At 40.2% G+C, this 16,916-nt stretch carries 16 protein-coding genes; 2 read left to right on the top strand and 14 right to left on the bottom strand.

What is annotated here, in order from left to right; genetic code table 11:
- The first annotated feature begins 134 nt into the window (after positions 1-134).
- On the top strand, positions 135-1,223 hold the full coding sequence (gene pdxA / locus PDL71_RS04390) for a 4-hydroxythreonine-4-phosphate dehydrogenase PdxA (RefSeq protein WP_407525878.1): 1,089 nt from the start codon (positions 135-137) through the stop codon (positions 1,221-1,223).
- A 77-nt stretch (positions 1,224-1,300) separates the two neighbouring features.
- Complete coding sequence (locus PDL71_RS04385) at positions 1,301-1,753, top strand: hypothetical protein (protein ID WP_407525875.1); 453 nt, start codon at positions 1,301-1,303, stop codon at positions 1,751-1,753.
- 13 nt (positions 1,754-1,766) lie between these two features.
- Here the strand turns inward: PDL71_RS04385 and PDL71_RS04380 are convergent, their stop codons facing one another.
- The 14 genes from PDL71_RS04380 to PDL71_RS04315 form a co-directional block, all read right to left on the bottom strand.
- The gene (locus PDL71_RS04380; protein WP_407525872.1) at positions 1,767-2,516 is read right to left on the bottom strand and encodes a LolA family protein; all 750 of its coding nucleotides are present in this window, start codon (positions 2,514-2,516) and stop codon (positions 1,767-1,769) included.
- A 70-nt stretch (positions 2,517-2,586) separates the two neighbouring features.
- Positions 2,587-3,462, bottom strand: coding sequence for an ABC transporter permease (locus PDL71_RS04375; RefSeq protein ID WP_407525869.1), 876 nt, complete (start codon positions 3,460-3,462; stop codon positions 2,587-2,589).
- Positions 3,440-4,375 (bottom strand): ABC transporter ATP-binding protein, encoded by a 936-nt coding sequence (locus PDL71_RS04370; protein WP_407525866.1) that lies wholly within the window; start codon positions 4,373-4,375, stop codon positions 3,440-3,442. Before PDL71_RS04370 ends, PDL71_RS04375 begins: the two co-directional genes overlap by 23 nt.
- A gap of 55 nt (positions 4,376-4,430) precedes the next feature.
- Entirely contained in the window at positions 4,431-4,715 is a 285-nt protein-coding gene (locus PDL71_RS04365; protein WP_407525863.1) for a winged helix-turn-helix domain-containing protein, read from the bottom strand.
- Positions 4,708-5,358 carry a hypothetical protein gene (locus tag PDL71_RS04360; RefSeq protein ID WP_407525861.1) on the bottom strand — a complete coding sequence of 217 codons (651 nt, stop codon included), beginning with the start codon at positions 5,356-5,358 and terminating at the stop codon, positions 4,708-4,710. Before PDL71_RS04360 ends, PDL71_RS04365 begins: the two co-directional genes overlap by 8 nt.
- Positions 5,359-5,360: 2 nt before the next feature.
- Positions 5,361-5,948 carry a hypothetical protein gene (locus PDL71_RS04355; RefSeq protein ID WP_407525858.1) on the bottom strand — a complete coding sequence of 196 codons (588 nt, stop codon included), beginning with the start codon at positions 5,946-5,948 and terminating at the stop codon, positions 5,361-5,363.
- Positions 5,949-6,010: 62 nt separating this feature from the next.
- The gene (locus tag PDL71_RS04350; protein ID WP_407525855.1) at positions 6,011-6,655 is read right to left on the bottom strand and encodes a hypothetical protein; all 645 of its coding nucleotides are present in this window, start codon (positions 6,653-6,655) and stop codon (positions 6,011-6,013) included.
- A gap of 28 nt (positions 6,656-6,683) precedes the next feature.
- Entirely contained in the window at positions 6,684-6,992 is a 309-nt protein-coding gene (locus PDL71_RS04345) for a 2TM domain-containing protein (protein ID WP_407525852.1), read from the bottom strand.
- Positions 6,993-7,023: 31 nt separating this feature from the next.
- Positions 7,024-9,282: a TonB-dependent receptor gene (locus PDL71_RS04340; RefSeq protein WP_407525850.1), complete on the bottom strand. Its 2,259-nt coding sequence runs from the start codon at positions 9,280-9,282 to the stop codon at positions 7,024-7,026.
- Positions 9,283-9,404: 122 nt separating this feature from the next.
- Positions 9,405-10,808 (bottom strand): T9SS type A sorting domain-containing protein, encoded by a 1,404-nt coding sequence (locus tag PDL71_RS04335; RefSeq protein ID WP_407525847.1) that lies wholly within the window; start codon positions 10,806-10,808, stop codon positions 9,405-9,407.
- 345 nt (positions 10,809-11,153) lie between these two features.
- Positions 11,154-14,339, bottom strand: coding sequence for a T9SS type A sorting domain-containing protein (locus tag PDL71_RS04330; RefSeq protein WP_407525844.1), 3,186 nt, complete (start codon positions 14,337-14,339; stop codon positions 11,154-11,156).
- Positions 14,340-14,451: 112 nt separating this feature from the next.
- Complete coding sequence (locus PDL71_RS04325) at positions 14,452-14,946, bottom strand: YcxB family protein (RefSeq protein WP_407525841.1); 495 nt, start codon at positions 14,944-14,946, stop codon at positions 14,452-14,454.
- A 9-nt stretch (positions 14,947-14,955) separates the two neighbouring features.
- Positions 14,956-15,366 carry a VOC family protein gene (locus PDL71_RS04320; protein WP_407525838.1) on the bottom strand — a complete coding sequence of 137 codons (411 nt, stop codon included), beginning with the start codon at positions 15,364-15,366 and terminating at the stop codon, positions 14,956-14,958.
- A 2-nt stretch (positions 15,367-15,368) separates the two neighbouring features.
- Positions 15,369-16,721: an alkaline phosphatase D family protein gene (locus tag PDL71_RS04315; RefSeq protein WP_407525836.1), complete on the bottom strand. Its 1,353-nt coding sequence runs from the start codon at positions 16,719-16,721 to the stop codon at positions 15,369-15,371.
- Positions 16,722-16,916 lie beyond the last annotated feature (195 nt).

Genomic DNA, 16,916 nt, shown 5'->3' with positions numbered 1-16,916 from the left:
AATTGAATCAATTTATTCAGGTAATAAACCTTATAAATCTTCGTTGGCGGGAACCCATATACTAAGATGAATGCAGTTAAATGATTCAGAAACCGCCATCTCCAAACTCACTAAAACCACTATCTTTATCCATTATGAATGTAACAAAACCTGTAATCGGATTTTCCTGTGGCGATATCAATGGAATTGGCATTGAAATCATAGTAAAAGCATTAAGTGATACCCGTTTGCACGAACTGTGCACGCCTGTTGTATTTGCTTCCAACAAAGTGATTAATTTTTATAAAAAGAGTATACCGGATGTAAATTTCAGCTACCAGGCTACCCGTGAGTTAGATCGTCTCAGCCCAAAGCAGGTTACCATCTTCAGTTGCTGGGAAGAAGAAGTAGCTATTACGCCCGGGCAATTGAATGAAACCGGTGGCCAATATGCAATTAAATCATTGCTGGCTGCTACAGAAGCTTTAAAAAATAAACAGATTGATGCACTGGTAACAGCACCGATTCATAAAAAGAATGTGTACAGTGATGCCTTCCCTTACACCGGTCACACCCCATTTTTAAAGGCATTTTTTAACGTGCCGGATGTTGCGATGCTGATGACGGCCGATAATTTAAAAGTGGCCCTCTTAACCGAACATGTACCCGTAGGCGAAGTAGCCAAACACATTACCCGTGAAGCCATTATTTCAAAACTGAAGATTGTGAATCAAAGTCTGAAACAGGATTTTGGAATTGATAAACCAAAGATTGCCGTACTGGGCTTAAACCCGCATGCAGGCGATGAAGGACTGATTGGAAAAGAAGAAGAAGAAATCATTAAACCGGCTATTAAAGAAGCCAAACAGCAACACGATGTGTTCTGCTTTGGCCCTTACAGCAGCGATGCCTTTTTTGCACGTGGTCAATACGAAAAATTTGATGCCGTGCTGGCTATGTACCACGACCAGGGTTTGATTCCTTTTAAATCATTAGCAATAGGTGATGAAGTAAATTATACTGCCGGGCTTCCTGTTATCCGCACCAGTCCGGATCATGGAACGGCCTTTGATATTGCCGGGAAAGGAAAAGCAGACGAAACATCACTTCGTGCTTCCATTTTTGCTGCCATTGATATTTTCAGAACAAGAAATGGTTATGCAGAGGCAAGAAGCAACCCGATGAAACGCAGAAGTGCAGCCTTGCTGGCAAGAGCGGTGGATGAGAAATTACAGGAGGAATAAATCACTATACGACTATGTAATGAATTCTATGTTCTATAGATCATTCAAATATTCTAAAAAATTTTAAACACTTACTTATGTTATCAAAACACAAAGGATTATTATTCATTTGTATTTTTTATGCTGCGTTACCAGTATTTGGGCAAATTGAATCAGACGAAAAAATTACGGATATATTTTTTAAGACCTACAAACAAAATCCCTCCAAAGCATATACTGATCTATTTGCTGATAACAAATGGATGAAGGATAAAAAAAGTGACATAGAAACAATTAAAATAAAAATGAATGATTTCCTATCCGGACTTGGCGAGTATTATGGCTATGAATTAATCACAGAAAAAAGTGCAGGAGATAGTTATGTGCTTAAAAGCTATTTAGTAAAGTATGAGAGGCAGCCAATAAGATTTACTTTTTTACTTTATCGCCCAAATAATAAATGGCAGATACAGAACTTTACATACGACACTAATATTGAAGAAGAGTTGGAAGAAGCTGCTAAAGCTTACAGGTTAAAAAACAACTGGTAAAAATTGTGGTTCTTCACTTCAACATATCCTCACTCACACCCTTATTAATCACATAACTACTGTATGTGATTTCCACCCTTCCTTTTTTGTTTTTGGGCAGTTCCTGTTTTTTACTGCCATCATCGTATTCGAGGGTTACACCTTTAGGCAGTTTGTAATCTTTGGTATTGAAAGAAAAAATTACTTTATCAGGAAGACCCCAATCAGCGTACTTGCCAAAATTCATCTGCATATCATAGGTGCCATTGTCTTTAGTAGTGGTACTGGCTTTGCGGATGAGCAGTGCTTTTTCATCAATATACATCGTTGTTAATACCACATCACTGTTCTCATTGAGCGGCAATAGTTTAATGATTCTTACAGGTGTGTTATCAATAGTACCGTTACCTGCATCAATGGCTGTATAATCTTCTGTTAACAGTAAAGAGCTGATATTAATACTTACGCCACCTTTGGGAAGCAATGAAATACCGCCATCACGCTTTACCTGAAATTTATTGGGCTTTTTATAATACGCTTTGATATTGCTGATGGGCGCCTTAATAAACACGACATCGGTTTTCATTTTACCGGTAGCAGTATAATCATTCACTTTATCCAGCTTGGCTTTTACTTTTTTTACTAAGTCGAGAGCGGGAAGCTGAGCGAATGATGAGGTAGGAAGTAAGAAGTAAAAAATAAGAAGTAAAAAGAGAAAAGTACGAGGTGCGGAATACGAAGTACCCGACTTCCCACTTTTCATTTTGTATAATTGATGTTTCATAATAATTACTTTACTATAACAGCATGAAATAACTTTTAAACCATTAAACTTCTTAAACCTTTAAACATCACTAACTCAACACATCTTTTCTTTTGAATATAACAATAGATGCTCCTACAAAGAACACAATATGTGCCACCAGCACTCCGGCACTTCTTAACACGGCAGGCAGGTTACGGATAGTACCGGGAATGGATTCGCCATCCACATTTTCCTTCATTTCAAAAAATCCTTTCCAGGCAATCATGTGCGTGGTAAAAAAGAACTGCTTTACTTTTTCAAACAACGGAATTTCCAATGTTGAAAGAATGGTGAATACAATAATCACACTCATGGTAGCTACAATGGGGCCAATCGAGTTTTCTGCAAAAATGGAAAAGAAAAAGCCAAGTGATGCTACCGTGATGAGCGCCAGTGCCGCAAAGGCAAAAGCCAGCAGGTAACGCCAGAAAATATCATTGGCATTAATAAGAATGATTTCAGAACTCTTGGCATTGATTAATCCATCTGTTCCAAAAATACCCATTGATAAAAACAAACCGATCAATGCAATCCAAACCAACAAGGCCAGCACATATACAGAAGAGGCAATGAATTTACTCAGCAGCAGTTGGGTTCTGCTTTGCGGCTTGGTTACAATCAAACGCAGCGTACCCATGTTGGCCTCGCCTGCAATCATATCGGCACTGATGAGTGCCACCAGTAACGGCACATGAATGAGTAGGGTTTGCAAAATCACAAAACAAACAAAATAGCCATTGAGCGGATTACCAATCACCAGGAAATTATCTTTCACATCTTTCAGCACAAAATCCATGTACTTCTGCCCATCGGCATAAATAGCAACCTGTATTAATGATACAATGGCCCATACGGCGATGAAAGCAATATAGGTACGTGGCTTTTTAAAGATTTTAAATACTTCAATTTTTATAAGCTTCCACATGTTGATTAGCCGATGTAATTTTTAAGAAATAATCTTCCAGCGTGTGCCGGGCAGTAATACCTTTTACTTCCACTTGCTGTGCTACTAAAAAACGGTTAAAGGCAGGCACTGCATCCCTGCTCATTTTTAATTCAATGCCGCTGGCATCCACATTTATGAGTGCACCGGCATACTCCGATTGCTGAATGATACTTTCTGCAAGTGCTTTATTGCCTGTTTCCAACAGCACAATTGTATCATCCGGATGAAAGAGTTCATTTACTGAGCCTTCCACCAGCTTTTTACCTTTATCAATAATCAGCATCCGGTTGGCTATCTGCTCCACTTCACTAAGCAGGTGTGATGAAACAAGGATTGTTTTTTTCCGTTCACGACTCAGCATCAAAATCAGGTTCCGCATATCTGCAATACCCTGCGGATCTAATCCATTGGTTGGTTCATCCAGAACTATCAATTGCGGGTTATGCACTAATGCTACAGCCAAGCCCAGCCTTTGTTTCATACCCTGTGAGTAAGTACGTACTTTACTATGGGCCCTTTGTGCAAGACCTACCAGTTCCAGTTGTTCCATCAGTTGAGCTTTGGAAAATTTCAATCCGCTCATGGTAGCAAAGATGGAAAGACATTCGAAAGCAGTGAGATACTTGTACAGATCAGGCCGTTCAATAACAGCTCCTACCTGTTGCAGTATTTCTTTGCGGTGTGTTGTGAGATTATATCCAAACAGCTCAATAGTGCCGGAAGTAGGTGTAATGAGTGTCAATAACATCCGGATGGTAGTGGATTTGCCGGCACCATTCTGACCTAAAAAACCATACACATCCCCTTCCTGTACGGTAAATGAAAGTTCATCAACGGCTTTCAATTCCTTAAACTGTTTGGAGAGACGGGTTACTTTAATTATGGGATTCATACAATTCTGCAAGAACAACAGATTTGTAAAGATAAGGTTTGAACAAGGCCCGTAATTATTTAGGCAGATAAGTTTGCAATGCTTTCACATACGTTTCAAACGCTTCAATTCCCTGCGGCGTTATTTTACAGATGGTTTGCGGATAATTGTCTTTAAACTGCTTAATCACTTCTACATAGCCAGCTTCCTTGAGCTTGGTGATCTGCACGGAGAGATTGCCTGCGGTAGAGCCCGTTTTTTCTTTGATAAACGTAAACTCTGCTTCCTTTACGCCAATGAGTAAACTCATGACGGCGAGGCGCAACTGTGAATGTAATATGGGATCCAGATCTTTAAACATGGGCTCCTTTCTGTGCTACATATTTTTTTCGAATCATGATGCCGGGTATAAGCCAGGAAAGTGCTGCAGCAAAGGCCATAAGCACAAAATCAACATAGGTAGGTGTAAAGGCAGCAACAATAGCGCTCACCCAGCAAAAAATACCACCGGCCAGCATCCATCGTTGCTTACGGGCAGCGCCGGTAATGATGGTGGGGAAACCAAACACCAGTAACAAATAACAACCCGCAAAACTCCAGGAACTCTGAACAGCATTACCGGCAGCACGGTAAGCTTCTAAAGCAGGCGCCATTTCTGCACTCAACCTGTTATTAATAAAATTCACTACAAATACACCGATACCAAAACAGGTCCACACATAACTCATAATATCATCATCCCATCCTTTGGCTTTGCGTTCGTTTCTTTCTTTGATGGAAATAAAAACCTGCGGCACCAATGCAAACAAAGCCAGCCACCAGATATCAAAACGCATTTCAAAATCAAAATAAATTTTAGCCGCCTGCACCGCACTGCAAATGGTAATGACAGAACCCCATAACATGGGACCGATACCCGAATCCACAAAATTGTTCTTGGCACGGTTAATCATTTGCTGAATAATGAGCAAACTCTCCTGTTCTGTTAATGGTTTCTCTGCCATAATCAGTTTTGATTTTTAAAGCGTGAACGTAAAAGATAACCGGGTACTATCCATGCAAGAATAACAGCTATTGCCAGTAAAAGAAATGAAAATACCATCGGAATAAACATTGATACTAATGCTAATACCCAACAACAAAAAGCCCCTATTTTTAAAGGTGTAAACCGAAGAATGACACCTGAAAGAAATGTAGGCATACCATACAACGAAAGAATTACAGGATTAAAAAGAGAAGTGTTACCAGATTTTCCCAATATAATTCCTGAAACAAAACCCATAATTACAAACACTACCCACACATAATTGTATATATCATCAGCATAGGTTTTTAGTTTTTCATTTTTCTCTTTTCGTGCCAGGTAAATCATTTGGTATATCACGGTGGGCACAGTAAGCATCCAAACATATTTAAGTGTTTCTAAGCTGTTGAAAAAGTAGGCTGAAATAAAATTAGCAATACTGCAAACTAAAATCACCCAGCCCCACAACAAATACAAATGCCCGTTTTCACTAAAACGGTTACGGGCTTTGTTAATCATGCTTTCAATAAGATTTAAACTTTGCTGCGGAGAAAATTCCTGCTCTTGCATGGCTGATGGTTTATGTTCAAAAATAAGAGAGTACCGGCAATTGCTGCCGGCACTTTTACACATTATTGTTTACATCCGTTCAGCACCATTTCAAATTGCTGCTTTCCCCATTTAGGATGCAATTCAGTTTTAGGCTTGAATGCTTCCTCCAGTTTCATCCCCTGCTCTGCAATTGGTTTTGCTGCAGCACAACCACCGCCAAGTTGTGCAGGTGTGTAAAACAAACTTTGTGACTGAAGTGCATAAGGGCGTGGATTAGCAGGATCCTGCTGCTTGGCTTTTTCTAAAAGCTCTGTTGCAAGTGCTCCATACTGCATAAACCGCTGCATCGGGTTTACCATCATACGTAACTGTGCAATCATACTTTTTACACAGGTGATTTCAGAATTGTTTGGTTCCAGCGCATCTGCTTTATTAATGAGTTGTTCAGCTTTATCAGCAATGGGATCAAGACCAGCCGGATTTGTTTGTGCCAGCATATAACCTTGAAGTACCTGTGCATGGGCAGCATAGTAAAACGCCAGCCATTGATTTTTTTCTGTTTCAGCTATCCGTTCAAAAGAGTTACTGATGTCTAAAAAATCCTGGGGTGTTTTGGCGGTTTTATATGCTTCCATCCTGGATTGCATGGCACCTATGAATTTTTCATTTTGTGCAGAAGCAGCAACGGCCATAAACATACATAAGGTGATGATGAGTTGTTTCATTGTTTAATCGTTTAAAGATGATTGATAATTATTTTGAATCCTGTTCCCTTTTTAATTTTTCATATTCCCGTTCTACACTGTTTGATTTAGGATACACATAAGCACCGAGGTAATGCGATACGATACCAATACCCCAACCCAGTGTGGGCCATACCGGCCAGGGCAAACCACCGCCATAATGTTTGGCTCCATTGATGGCCCATAAAATCCATAAGAAAGTATTCACCAAAACATACGTGATGAGATGACTTTTAAAACTTGCACGTTTTTGTGCTACTTCCCAAAGTTGTTTGTCTTTTTGTTCGTTGGCATCCGGGATGCGTTGAAAGTTGCTCATGATAAATTTTATTTAAGTTGATAGATGGTTGTTATAAGTTGATGTTGATGGCGTCTTCACTTCTGTCCACTCCAAAGCTGAAGAAGGCACCAATGAAAATAAACTGGCGGGAAGGCGGTACAATCTCCTGCCGGCGTTGACCATTGAAAGAATAGTTATAACCAAACTGCTGTTTAAAGTTTAAAACATTGCTTACACTCAGCACATATACTACAAATGATTTGGCATCTTTCTTACCGATCTTGGGCAGATAGTTGAGGGCAAAACTTACGTTGTGATAAGGATCAATCATGCCCCTGTCTGCAAATACAAACTTGCCGGTGTTACCTGCTTCGGGCTGAATGTTATAGAATGGACGACTGCTGGCAAAATTGTAAGAAAGGTTCACATTTGTTTTCCACTTCGTTACAAATTTCTTCATTACCACAGATGCTGTATGCTTTGCAGCAAAGTTGGGTGTAATGGCAAAAGGGAAATTGGCAAAGTCACGTTTGGTATCAAGGAAAGAATAAGAAATCCAGTAGTCTAAATTCTTGATGGTCTTTTTATCTCTCCAGAATAATTCAAATCCTTTGGCATCACCAAAGCCTGCATTGCTCACAGCTCTTGGTTGATTGTTCACAAGGCCGGTTTTTACCAGGTCATCATATTCTTTGTAAAAAGCTTCTACACGAAAGGTGGTGAGATTGGTTGTTTTTTGATACTGGGCAATATAATGTGTTGCTTTTTGAAAGTTGAGCGGATTTACTGCAGGCAGGTTTCTTAACTCAGGATTCTGAAAAAATTGTCCGTATGCTAATGAGGCCTGTGCGTTTTTACCCACTTTATAAGCCAGAGAGATGCGGGGTGCAATATTGTTTTGATTCAGCAATTCACTACGCTCAGCACGTACCCCAAATTTACCTGCAAGGTTGTTAGTGATATATACATCCTGCTCTGCAAACAAAGAGAATATATTTTCTTTGATGGTGGAAGGAAAGCGTTGCCCGTTTACTGCAATAAAGTTGATGCGGTCTTTGCTGTGGTTGTATTCTGTTCCAAAACGAAAAGCAGATAATCCTTTAAACTTTTTTTCAATTACTAACTTGGTGTTGAAATAATCACCACGATTTTCAAGATCAAAATTCTTAGCAAAACCAAGATTGCCCAGCACCACATCATTTTTAGATGCATCCGTCATGCCGAAACGTAAATCATCCCTGTTGTTGGAGTAAGAAACACCGGCACTCAAACGCCATTTGTTTTTAAACTGCTCTTTCCAGGAAAGATTATGATACATGTTTCCGTTTTTTAAACTGAAACGATCTAAATAGCCCAATGAATCCAGACTGGGTACCGTAAAGGCCAGTGAATTGTATGTATAATAACCATAATACTTGAGCATGCCGTTCTTAGATGTTTTAATACGGAAGTTGGCATCGGCTGTATGACCACCCGGTGTTTTAGAATAATCCTGTTGTTGTTTAATGAGTGAAAAAGCAAGATCAAGATTGGAGTAACCATAGTTGATACCCCAACTCGCTGTTTTCCTTTTATTGAGTTTTTGAAAACCGCCACCTAAGCTCAATACCGTAACACTAAGGTTAGCAGAAGATTGATCGGGCAAATCTATACTCTCCAGTATAAGTGCTGATGATAAAGCCTGTCCGTACAACGCACTGTAACCACCCGTACTGAAAACCGTTCCTTTAAAAATGAAAGGTGAAAAACGGCCACGGGCTGCAATATTAGGTGCACCTGTAAAAAAGAAATTGTTGACCAAGGTACCATCAATAAAGGTTTTTGTTTCAGCAGCAGTTCCTCCACGAACAAACAAGCCTTCACTCTCTCCTACCTGCTGGGCGCCGGGCAGTGTTTTCAATGCACCGGTTACATCTGCATTGGCACTGGCGGTGGTAACAATATCAATGGGTGTTAATACTGCTGCCGTACGTTTACGGTCGCTGGCTTCAAAAGAGCCGGCAGTAATCACCACCGCACTTATTTCTGTAACCTCCTGTTTCATAAGCACAGGAATGGTCATCTCAGCAGCGGTGATGTTTATGTTCATTTCAACAGTCTTATAACCGATAGAGCTGATGATAAGAACCTGCGTTCCTTTCTCAAAAGTTTTAAAACGGAACCGGCCGGCAGAGTCGGCTGTCGCCCCATCATAGGAACCTTTAATCGCCAGTGAAGCGCCGGCCACCGGTTGTTTTTTGGCATCTGTAACAGTACCGCTGATCATGGTTTGAGCCTTCAGCCCCAAAGACACCAGCAAGAGAATTATAACATTGATAAGGTGGTTCATCCTTGTAAATTTATCACAAACATAAACTGGTTTATTTTATAAACCAAATATTTTCTATAAAAAAATTCCACCCCCACAAAGGAGGGCGGATTGACACTGTTTTTAAAATCAGAAGAAACCTTTTAATGTTTTACAAAGCGGCTGGTAATATGGGTACCATTACAATTCACCTGCAGGGTATAGACTCCCGGAGCAAGATTGGCAAGACTTATCTGCTCGGTTTGATTGGCTGCAGCCACTTCTTTTTGATAGAGTTTATTGCCCGTAGTAGTCATAATTTGATAAACCACCCGTTGTTTTTGCCAGCTATCCGGAATTGAAATCCGCAGGTCGGATGTAACGGGATTAGGATAGGTATTTACTTTCACCCCATCAGTGCCAGATGAATGCATACGGATTACTCTTGTTTCTGAATAAGAAATATCGCCGCTGAATTCTGTGTTACGGATGCGGTAAAAGAGTAAGCCCTTTTCATTGCCGGTTAAATAATCTGTAACCTGGTAATTATTGGAACCCTGATTTAAAGCAGTCACAACTGTACATTCTTTATATGATTTTCCGTCTGAACTTTTTTCAACCACATAATTTTTAATGCCCTCTTCAGCCGGAATAGTCCATCTTAAATCAACATAATTATTTGATTTATTAGCTGTAAAATTGCTCACTTTCGATTTCAGTATATACATCTGGTCAATCCTGAACCTGCGGAACCACATAGAGTTTAATCGAATACCTGCATTGGTAGTAAGAACTCCTGTTTTTGCACCATATCTGAAATTGATGCGATCCCGGTTGAGATAACGGTAAATGGACATAACCATAGAAGCAGATGTATCAATATTGGTAAAGTTCATAACAGGACCGTACATACCGGTACCGGTACCACCGAGGTAAGGATGCAGACATTGTGAGTGCACCTTACCCATACCATCACAATGAGTATCTTCCAGGTCGTTTAACACTCCTGAACCTGAACAATAGGTACATGTAATAATCGTACTTGCAATATTATCATCAGCACAGGTAGCAACAGAACCCAGCAATCCTTCCGGGCTGGTGGTTAAAGCGGTGGTGGTTGCCAGTACAATGGAATTGGGCCTGTCATATACTACGTATTCACTAAGAGTAACATTATCACCATCTACATCAAGTGCGGTAAAATCGATAGTATCCAATTTAACCCGTGTATTGGTTCCGGCAACATAGAATGTTACTTCAAAATCAATATACCAGTTTTGATTGGGGGGTACATTACCTGCAAGACCAAACTCAGGTTGAAAAGCTTTGGGCCAGCCAAACACTGCATTGTCAATGGTGGCCATATGAATATCACTTCTGGAAAACCGTTTTAAACGGATGGTAGCATCAACGCCTGTTTTAACATTGGCAAACCTGTAAACGGCTCCCTGCTTATTGTTAATACCACTTTCTAATACAGGGTTCATAAAAATAAGTTCAGAACCGCCCTGCGAAAATCCAATTGCGTGTAAGGCTACTAAAATAATAGTAAGTAAAAGTCTTCTCATAAAGTTCTCTTTAGGTACAGGTAAATAAAAATGAACTTGAAGCAACACTAAAAGAAGCAAAGCAGACATGATGAATAATGATAGGATTGTCCTATCTAAATCTGCTGTAAATACTGTCGTTCTCTAAGGGTAACTTCTTATTCGACAGCAAATGTAACATGTGGAAATTACGGTTGCAAGTATTTTCAAAAATTTATTTTTAGTAAATACTTTAATTTATATAACACGTAATATCACCAAAAGAAAAGCACAGGTTTATAGAAATTTTACTTAGTATAATTTCGGTTTATGAAAAAAGCCGCATCAAAAAACGATGCGGCTTTTATATTATCAATAGAGTAATGCTTATTGCTTTGTAAGTTTTGAATGGAAGATGGCTTTGTTGAATGTATCTGTAATTGTTACAAAATAGGTTCCGCTGCTGAGTTGATGCAGTTGAGCTGATTGCAACTGGTTATTCCCTTTGTTTACATTAAACCTTTGTGCAATAAGTAGCTTGCCGCTAACATCTGTAATACGCATTTCTATAACTGTGGCCGTTTCACTTTTGTAAGAAATGTTTATAGCAGATCTAAATGGATTGGGCCATAATTTTACTTCACTACGTTCTGCCCTGCGCATCACAACAATCCTGCTGTAACTGAATTTACCATCTCTGTCCAGCATTTTTAAACGATAATAAGCAAGATGAACCGGTGCCGTAATATCTGTAAATGAATAGGCAATACGATGATCACTGTTACCGGCAGCATCCTTTTTACCAAGTGTTTGGAACTGATTTCCATCTAAACTCTTTTCTACTACAAATGATTCTGTATTACGTTCCTCTTCTGTTTCCCAGCTAAGAACCACCTGTTCATTTACCCAGGCGCCATTAAAAGAAAGCAGGTTGAGTGGTAATGTTCCGTTTACTACAATGGTAGCAGCTGATGGCAGAGAAGTACATACAGTAACACCGCTGAGATTGGTAGCTTTTATAACAATGTTGTAAGTGCCGACAGATGGAATAGGATCAGTTGTAAGTGTTAAGTTACCATTAGAGGCAGCCCATTTGCCGGTACCTAATGATTGCCCGGTTGATGAATTGGAGATGGCATAGAAACTACCAGTTACAGCATTTGTAATTGTATAGGTTACTGACTGATTGGCCGTGATACTTGTATTAGTTGGTGTAAATACAGGTGATGTGGGCGATGACGCACATTCCACGATTATACTTGCAGCACAAATAAATTCTTTGGCTCCTGATTCACGAACGCCGATCGTTAAAGTTCCATTGGAGTAAATGGTAGTAGCAGGAATAGAGGAAACAGTCCATGATGTAGTACCTGTTGTGGTTGTACCTATTAATTCACCATCCAGGTAAAGATTAACAGTAGTACCTGCTACTGCAGATGATAATGTACCGGAAACAGAAGTAGCACCGGCACTTACCGGGCTGTTAATAGTTCCGCAACGTGCAGATGATGTATTATTGGCTGCAGTAACATTAGCTGAGTTAGCACTAACGGTACATGAACCGTTCTGAGCTGTTGCATAATACGTTACTCCTGCTACGGAATTAAACGGAACGGAAGCTGTTGACCATGTACCACCTGATTGTACAGTAGTTGTAGCTACTAAAACAGGGCCGGCGGCATTGAAAACACGGATAGTAGTACCAACCGGTTCTGATGAAGTTCCTGTTATAGGTTGACCTGCAGTAACCTGGTTGTTTTTATCTGCATTTATTAAAGGAGGATTGGTAAAACAATTCACCGTTCTGCTTACTGCATTACTCATACAGGACCCGGAAATGATAGCACGAACTTCTGCAACATCATTCAAACTTAAAACCAACCCTGTAAATGAATAAGCGCCGCCTGTTGCAGTAGTGGTAGCACGTTGCTGCCCGTTAATCCATAAATAAACGGTAGCACCGGCAGTAGCAGTTCCTGAAACTGTTGTATTAGATGTGTACAATTCAGTTTGGGTAATGGTGGGTGTTGTTGTTTGTGTTAAACCAAGACACGCAAAAACAGGAGCTGACTCACAGGAAGAACCGGAGGCAATGGTAGTAACATAATAAGTTCCGTTAGTCATATCAGGAGAACCGCCGGAACAGGCAGAGGGAATCTGGCTGCCATTAAAGTTCACTCCATTATAAAACCAATTGTTCAGGTTATAACCAAATGTAGGCGAGTTAGCAGCGGGACCTGCAAGAGTAGACGTTACCAGTGTACTGCTGATAAAATAGAGTTTTACTGTATTAGTACCTGTAAAAGCTCCTTCCAGTCCACGGTTTGAAAGACAGGAAATAGTTAGGCCCGCAGCAGAAGGAATATTTGATGTATTACATCCTAATGCTGTAACACTATTACTTACCAAACACATACTTTCTCCTGCAGCTTGTGCCTGTGCTGTAAAAACATCGCCATTTGCAGAACTCACAGCAGCAAGTGACCATGTACTGCCACTGCTTACATTGGAAACTGTGCCGACAAAAACACCATTTCTATAAACGGTGATATTTGCGATTGTTACAGCACCTGATAAATTGGAAGCAGTCCATGTGCCGCCAATAGTAACAGTGCCGGTTCCAATAGGCGCATTCACAACCGGCGGAGCTGTACACATACCGCCAAAACCACCACCACCTCCTACAAGGTTGATAAGCGTAACAGGAGGTTGTGAGTTGATGAAGGTTTCGTATTGCTGATTGGTATTTGTATAATTATTATCACTCAAACCATAAATATCTGATTTGGGACCGCCAATGGCTGCTTGCGGACTCATAACCGTAGTTGGTACAAGTCGCAATGGTGTTGATGTGGTAAGATTAAAAGGTGCTGCACTCAAAGCTGAAAAGGGAACATAAAAGTCCATGAAGAAATCAGGATCACCATTTCCATTAGTTGCAGCAATTGAAACCTGGCTCATCTCCTGCCAGTTTGTATAAGAGGTTACTAAAACAGGTGAGCTGGTTCCATCAACATTGTAGATGGCAATTCTGAAATTGGTTTCCAGAACAATTTCAATTTCAAAACCGGGGTTGCCATTAGTACCCGTTGTTGCTGGTTGATAGTTAGGATCAGCATTGGTACCGGTAGCTCCAAACTTTCCATCTGTATCTAACAAAACACTGTACCCTTTTGAGCCTGACATAATAGAACCCAGGCGAAAACGGAACAGAAAATTTGTTCCTGTAAAATAAGTATAGAAACCATCCCTTGCAGCATCCGGTACAAAATCTGAATAACTGTGATTAGGTCCTCTTCTTAAATCGGCAAAAGGTTCACTTGAATAAGATTCTACAATCTTATAACCGATTTCAGAAGTAGCCACATCACTGGGCGCTCCAAAACCTGAAGTGGTTGCGGAACTATAACCATCACTGTTAGGATCAAGAACCAGACGCCCGGCAGCAGAAGTAGCCTGCCGGTTAATAAAACCGGGAACAATTTGTGCAACTAAGTTGGAATGAAAAAAAAGAAAGGCAACGATAACCGTTATTCTGAAAACATTTGTTTTCAGCATGGATATTGGGTTCATGTAATTAGTTTAATCAGGTAGGTAGCAAAACTAACTTATATTCTGTAACTAAGTTTCCGCCATGTAAACAATTTTCGGGAAATAGTTTCTGCAATCGTTTTCGGAATGTTATTTACCGCTTATTCCCGATTTTTTCACGCAACAACAACCTCACAGTATGTGTGTCATCTGAATTTTCAAAAGCATCTTTCGGAACAAGAAAGAAGGAACGGTCATCAATGTATAAATGAAAAAAATTAGGCGTTTCCAGGAAATATTTGAAAGCCTGGTAATTCCAATCTTTACTGCCCTTGGGGTTTTCAATATGCATGTACACTTCCATAAACGTAAGCACAAAGGAATCCTGAAACGTTTTTGCACGTTTGTACACAGTTATCGGTAATACAAACCAGAAAGAAAGCATGAGCGTAAACCACAAAAAAGAACTGAGCAGCAAAGCAAGCGGTTTAATAAAATGAAACCCATACATTACTGCTGCAAAAAGAGCAAACACGTTTACAAGGATAATCAACAACCTGATTTCTTTTTTTGAAATAAAATGATAACGCAATGCCTGGATCACCTGCTTGCGGTTATAGGTAAACGATATAGTGGGATGCGTACTCATTTAATACTGTTAATTTTTCTCTGAAAATAAAGCCGTTACTTCTATACGGTTATTATCCGGATCCAGGGTTTCAAATTCATAATAACCATCACCGGTTTTTCGTGGGCCACTTAAAATGCTCAATCCTGCTGCAGCCAGCTCTTTTGCTTTAGCATCAACTTCTTCCATGGTTTCAACTCCAAATGCAAGATGAATTAATCCCTGGTGCTGCTCATGAATCGTATCGTTCCTGTTTTCAGGAATGTTCTTCATCTTCATTATCTCCAATCTTGCCCCGCTTTTAAATGAAAGAAAATAACTTTCAAATTCTTTTGCAGGGTTGTAATATTTCTGATTGGGCACGGCACCAAAGTATTTTACATAAAATTCCTTGAGCTGCTCCAGGTTATTGGTCCATAAGGCTACATGTTCCAGTGTCATATTTATCGGGGCGATTTTAATTCGTTTTCAGTAACTGTCCATTCACCAAGTTTTTCTCCTTTTATGCCAAAAAACTCAACCAGCATTTTCCGTTTATTCCGCTCACCGCTAAAACTGAATCTTGTGTAATTCTGCTTTTCATCAATTCCCAGAATACGGTAAGGATTATTGGCTTCTGGTCCGCTGAACTTATGTGTACCGCTGGTAAGTGGTGATGAAGTGATATCATACAAAGGATAAGTTCCATCCCGGTTTACTTTGATGATTTCGGTGTGATGCCTGTCGCCGCTTAAAAATACAACCCCGTTGATTTTATATTCTTTCAAAAAATCCATCAGCTCATTGTACTCTGCCGGGCAACTGAGTAATTTATCATAAGGCGATACAGGATTGAGCACCTGGCTGCCGTTAGCAATAAACTTAAACGTAGCACGGCTGTGCAGTAATGCATTTTTCAGCCAATGTAATTGTTCTTTGCCCAGCATGGTTTTCTCCGAATTAGGAGCGCCATTCACTGAGTCTTTGAAAGCATCAGTGCTGCGCCACCAGCGGTCGTCCAGCATAAACACATCTACATCTCCATAACTGTACATGGAATAAATGCCCTGGCCATTCATTCCAAAAGAAGTGTTGGGAAAATAATTCATGAACACTTTTCTTGATTCATCTTTCAGAATATAGCTGCTGCCAATATCATTAGGACCGTAATCATGATCATCCCACATACCAATATGTGAAGTGGATTTTAAGAAGGATTGCAACACAGGACTGGATCTGTCGTGACTCGCCCTGTACCATAAACCCCATTTATCACCGTAATCAACTTCACGGGTGTACCAGTTATCGCCCAGCCACAGCATGAATGCGGTTTTTTCTTTGGCCATGGTTTCAAATATGGAAGAGTCGCCGCCATAGGGTTTACCGGGGCGGTCAAATACGGGCTCATTAAAATAAGCACAGGAGCCGGTGAGAAAAGAAAAATCAGGGGCCGGTTTGCGCCATTGCCAGAGGTCTTTGGTGGTAAAGCTGCCGTCTGCTTTTTGTGGTGGTGTAACCTGTTTTTGATTTACCACTACCCTGTACTCATACGTAGTGTTCATCTCCAATCCTACTATATCAAACACAACAGGACTGAACCAATCTTCTTTACTTGTTTTCTTTTCAATGATTTGATAAGATTGTGGCGCACTTCCTTTTTTCCAGTATTGCAGTAATACATTAGAACCCGGTTTTACTTCTACCCAAACCTTAGCGGTTCTTAATTCCACCGGCCCCAGCATGGGTCCGCTTACTAATTGTGCAAATGTTGAAAATGATAAAAACAGAAAGCAAAGAATAAGACAATAACGATTCATAATTTTTGCAGTAATGATTCAATGGCGTGCAAGTTAGGTAAACTTTAAGCCGGTTACTGTCAAAAAGATGTTTCCATCAAAGAGCACAAAAAAAGCCCTCCGTTGAGGAGAGCTGATCAATTATCTGATGCGTAAACATTTTCCGTTATGCCTTTTTCCGTTGGCCGCCTCATAGGGAGTAACGGAACGGGTGCA

Origin of the sequence: Lacibacter sp. MH-610 (assembly GCF_045780045.1) — a bacterium.
Taxonomy (GTDB): domain Bacteria; phylum Bacteroidota; class Bacteroidia; order Chitinophagales; family Chitinophagaceae; genus Lacibacter.
The sequence above is the reverse complement of the archived record's forward strand: the minus strand, read 5'-3'. Positions and strand labels throughout refer to the sequence as shown.

Bases quoted from the DNA above. Each gene is read 5' to 3' on its own strand.
- pdxA (WP_407525878.1), top strand. From the start codon at position 135: ATGAATGTAACAAAACCTGTAATCGGATTTTCCTGTGGCGATATCAAT.
- PDL71_RS04385 (WP_407525875.1), top strand. From the start codon at position 1,301: ATGTTATCAAAACACAAAGGATTATTATTCATTTGTATTTTTTATGCT.
- PDL71_RS04380 (WP_407525872.1), bottom strand. From the start codon at position 2,516: ATGAAACATCAATTATACAAAATGAAAAGTGGGAAGTCGGGTACTTCG.
- PDL71_RS04375 (WP_407525869.1), bottom strand. From the start codon at position 3,462: ATGTGGAAGCTTATAAAAATTGAAGTATTTAAAATCTTTAAAAAGCCA.
- PDL71_RS04370 (WP_407525866.1), bottom strand. From the start codon at position 4,375: ATGAATCCCATAATTAAAGTAACCCGTCTCTCCAAACAGTTTAAGGAA.
- PDL71_RS04365 (WP_407525863.1), bottom strand. From the start codon at position 4,715: ATGTTTAAAGATCTGGATCCCATATTACATTCACAGTTGCGCCTCGCC.
- PDL71_RS04360 (WP_407525861.1), bottom strand. From the start codon at position 5,358: ATGGCAGAGAAACCATTAACAGAACAGGAGAGTTTGCTCATTATTCAG.
- PDL71_RS04355 (WP_407525858.1), bottom strand. From the start codon at position 5,948: ATGCAAGAGCAGGAATTTTCTCCGCAGCAAAGTTTAAATCTTATTGAA.
- PDL71_RS04350 (WP_407525855.1), bottom strand. From the start codon at position 6,655: ATGAAACAACTCATCATCACCTTATGTATGTTTATGGCCGTTGCTGCT.
- PDL71_RS04345 (WP_407525852.1), bottom strand. From the start codon at position 6,992: ATGAGCAACTTTCAACGCATCCCGGATGCCAACGAACAAAAAGACAAA.
- PDL71_RS04340 (WP_407525850.1), bottom strand. From the start codon at position 9,282: ATGAACCACCTTATCAATGTTATAATTCTCTTGCTGGTGTCTTTGGGG.
- PDL71_RS04335 (WP_407525847.1), bottom strand. From the start codon at position 10,808: ATGAGAAGACTTTTACTTACTATTATTTTAGTAGCCTTACACGCAATT.
- PDL71_RS04330 (WP_407525844.1), bottom strand. From the start codon at position 14,339: ATGAACCCAATATCCATGCTGAAAACAAATGTTTTCAGAATAACGGTT.
- PDL71_RS04325 (WP_407525841.1), bottom strand. From the start codon at position 14,946: ATGAGTACGCATCCCACTATATCGTTTACCTATAACCGCAAGCAGGTG.
- PDL71_RS04320 (WP_407525838.1), bottom strand. From the start codon at position 15,366: ATGACACTGGAACATGTAGCCTTATGGACCAATAACCTGGAGCAGCTC.
- PDL71_RS04315 (WP_407525836.1), bottom strand. From the start codon at position 16,721: ATGAATCGTTATTGTCTTATTCTTTGCTTTCTGTTTTTATCATTTTCA.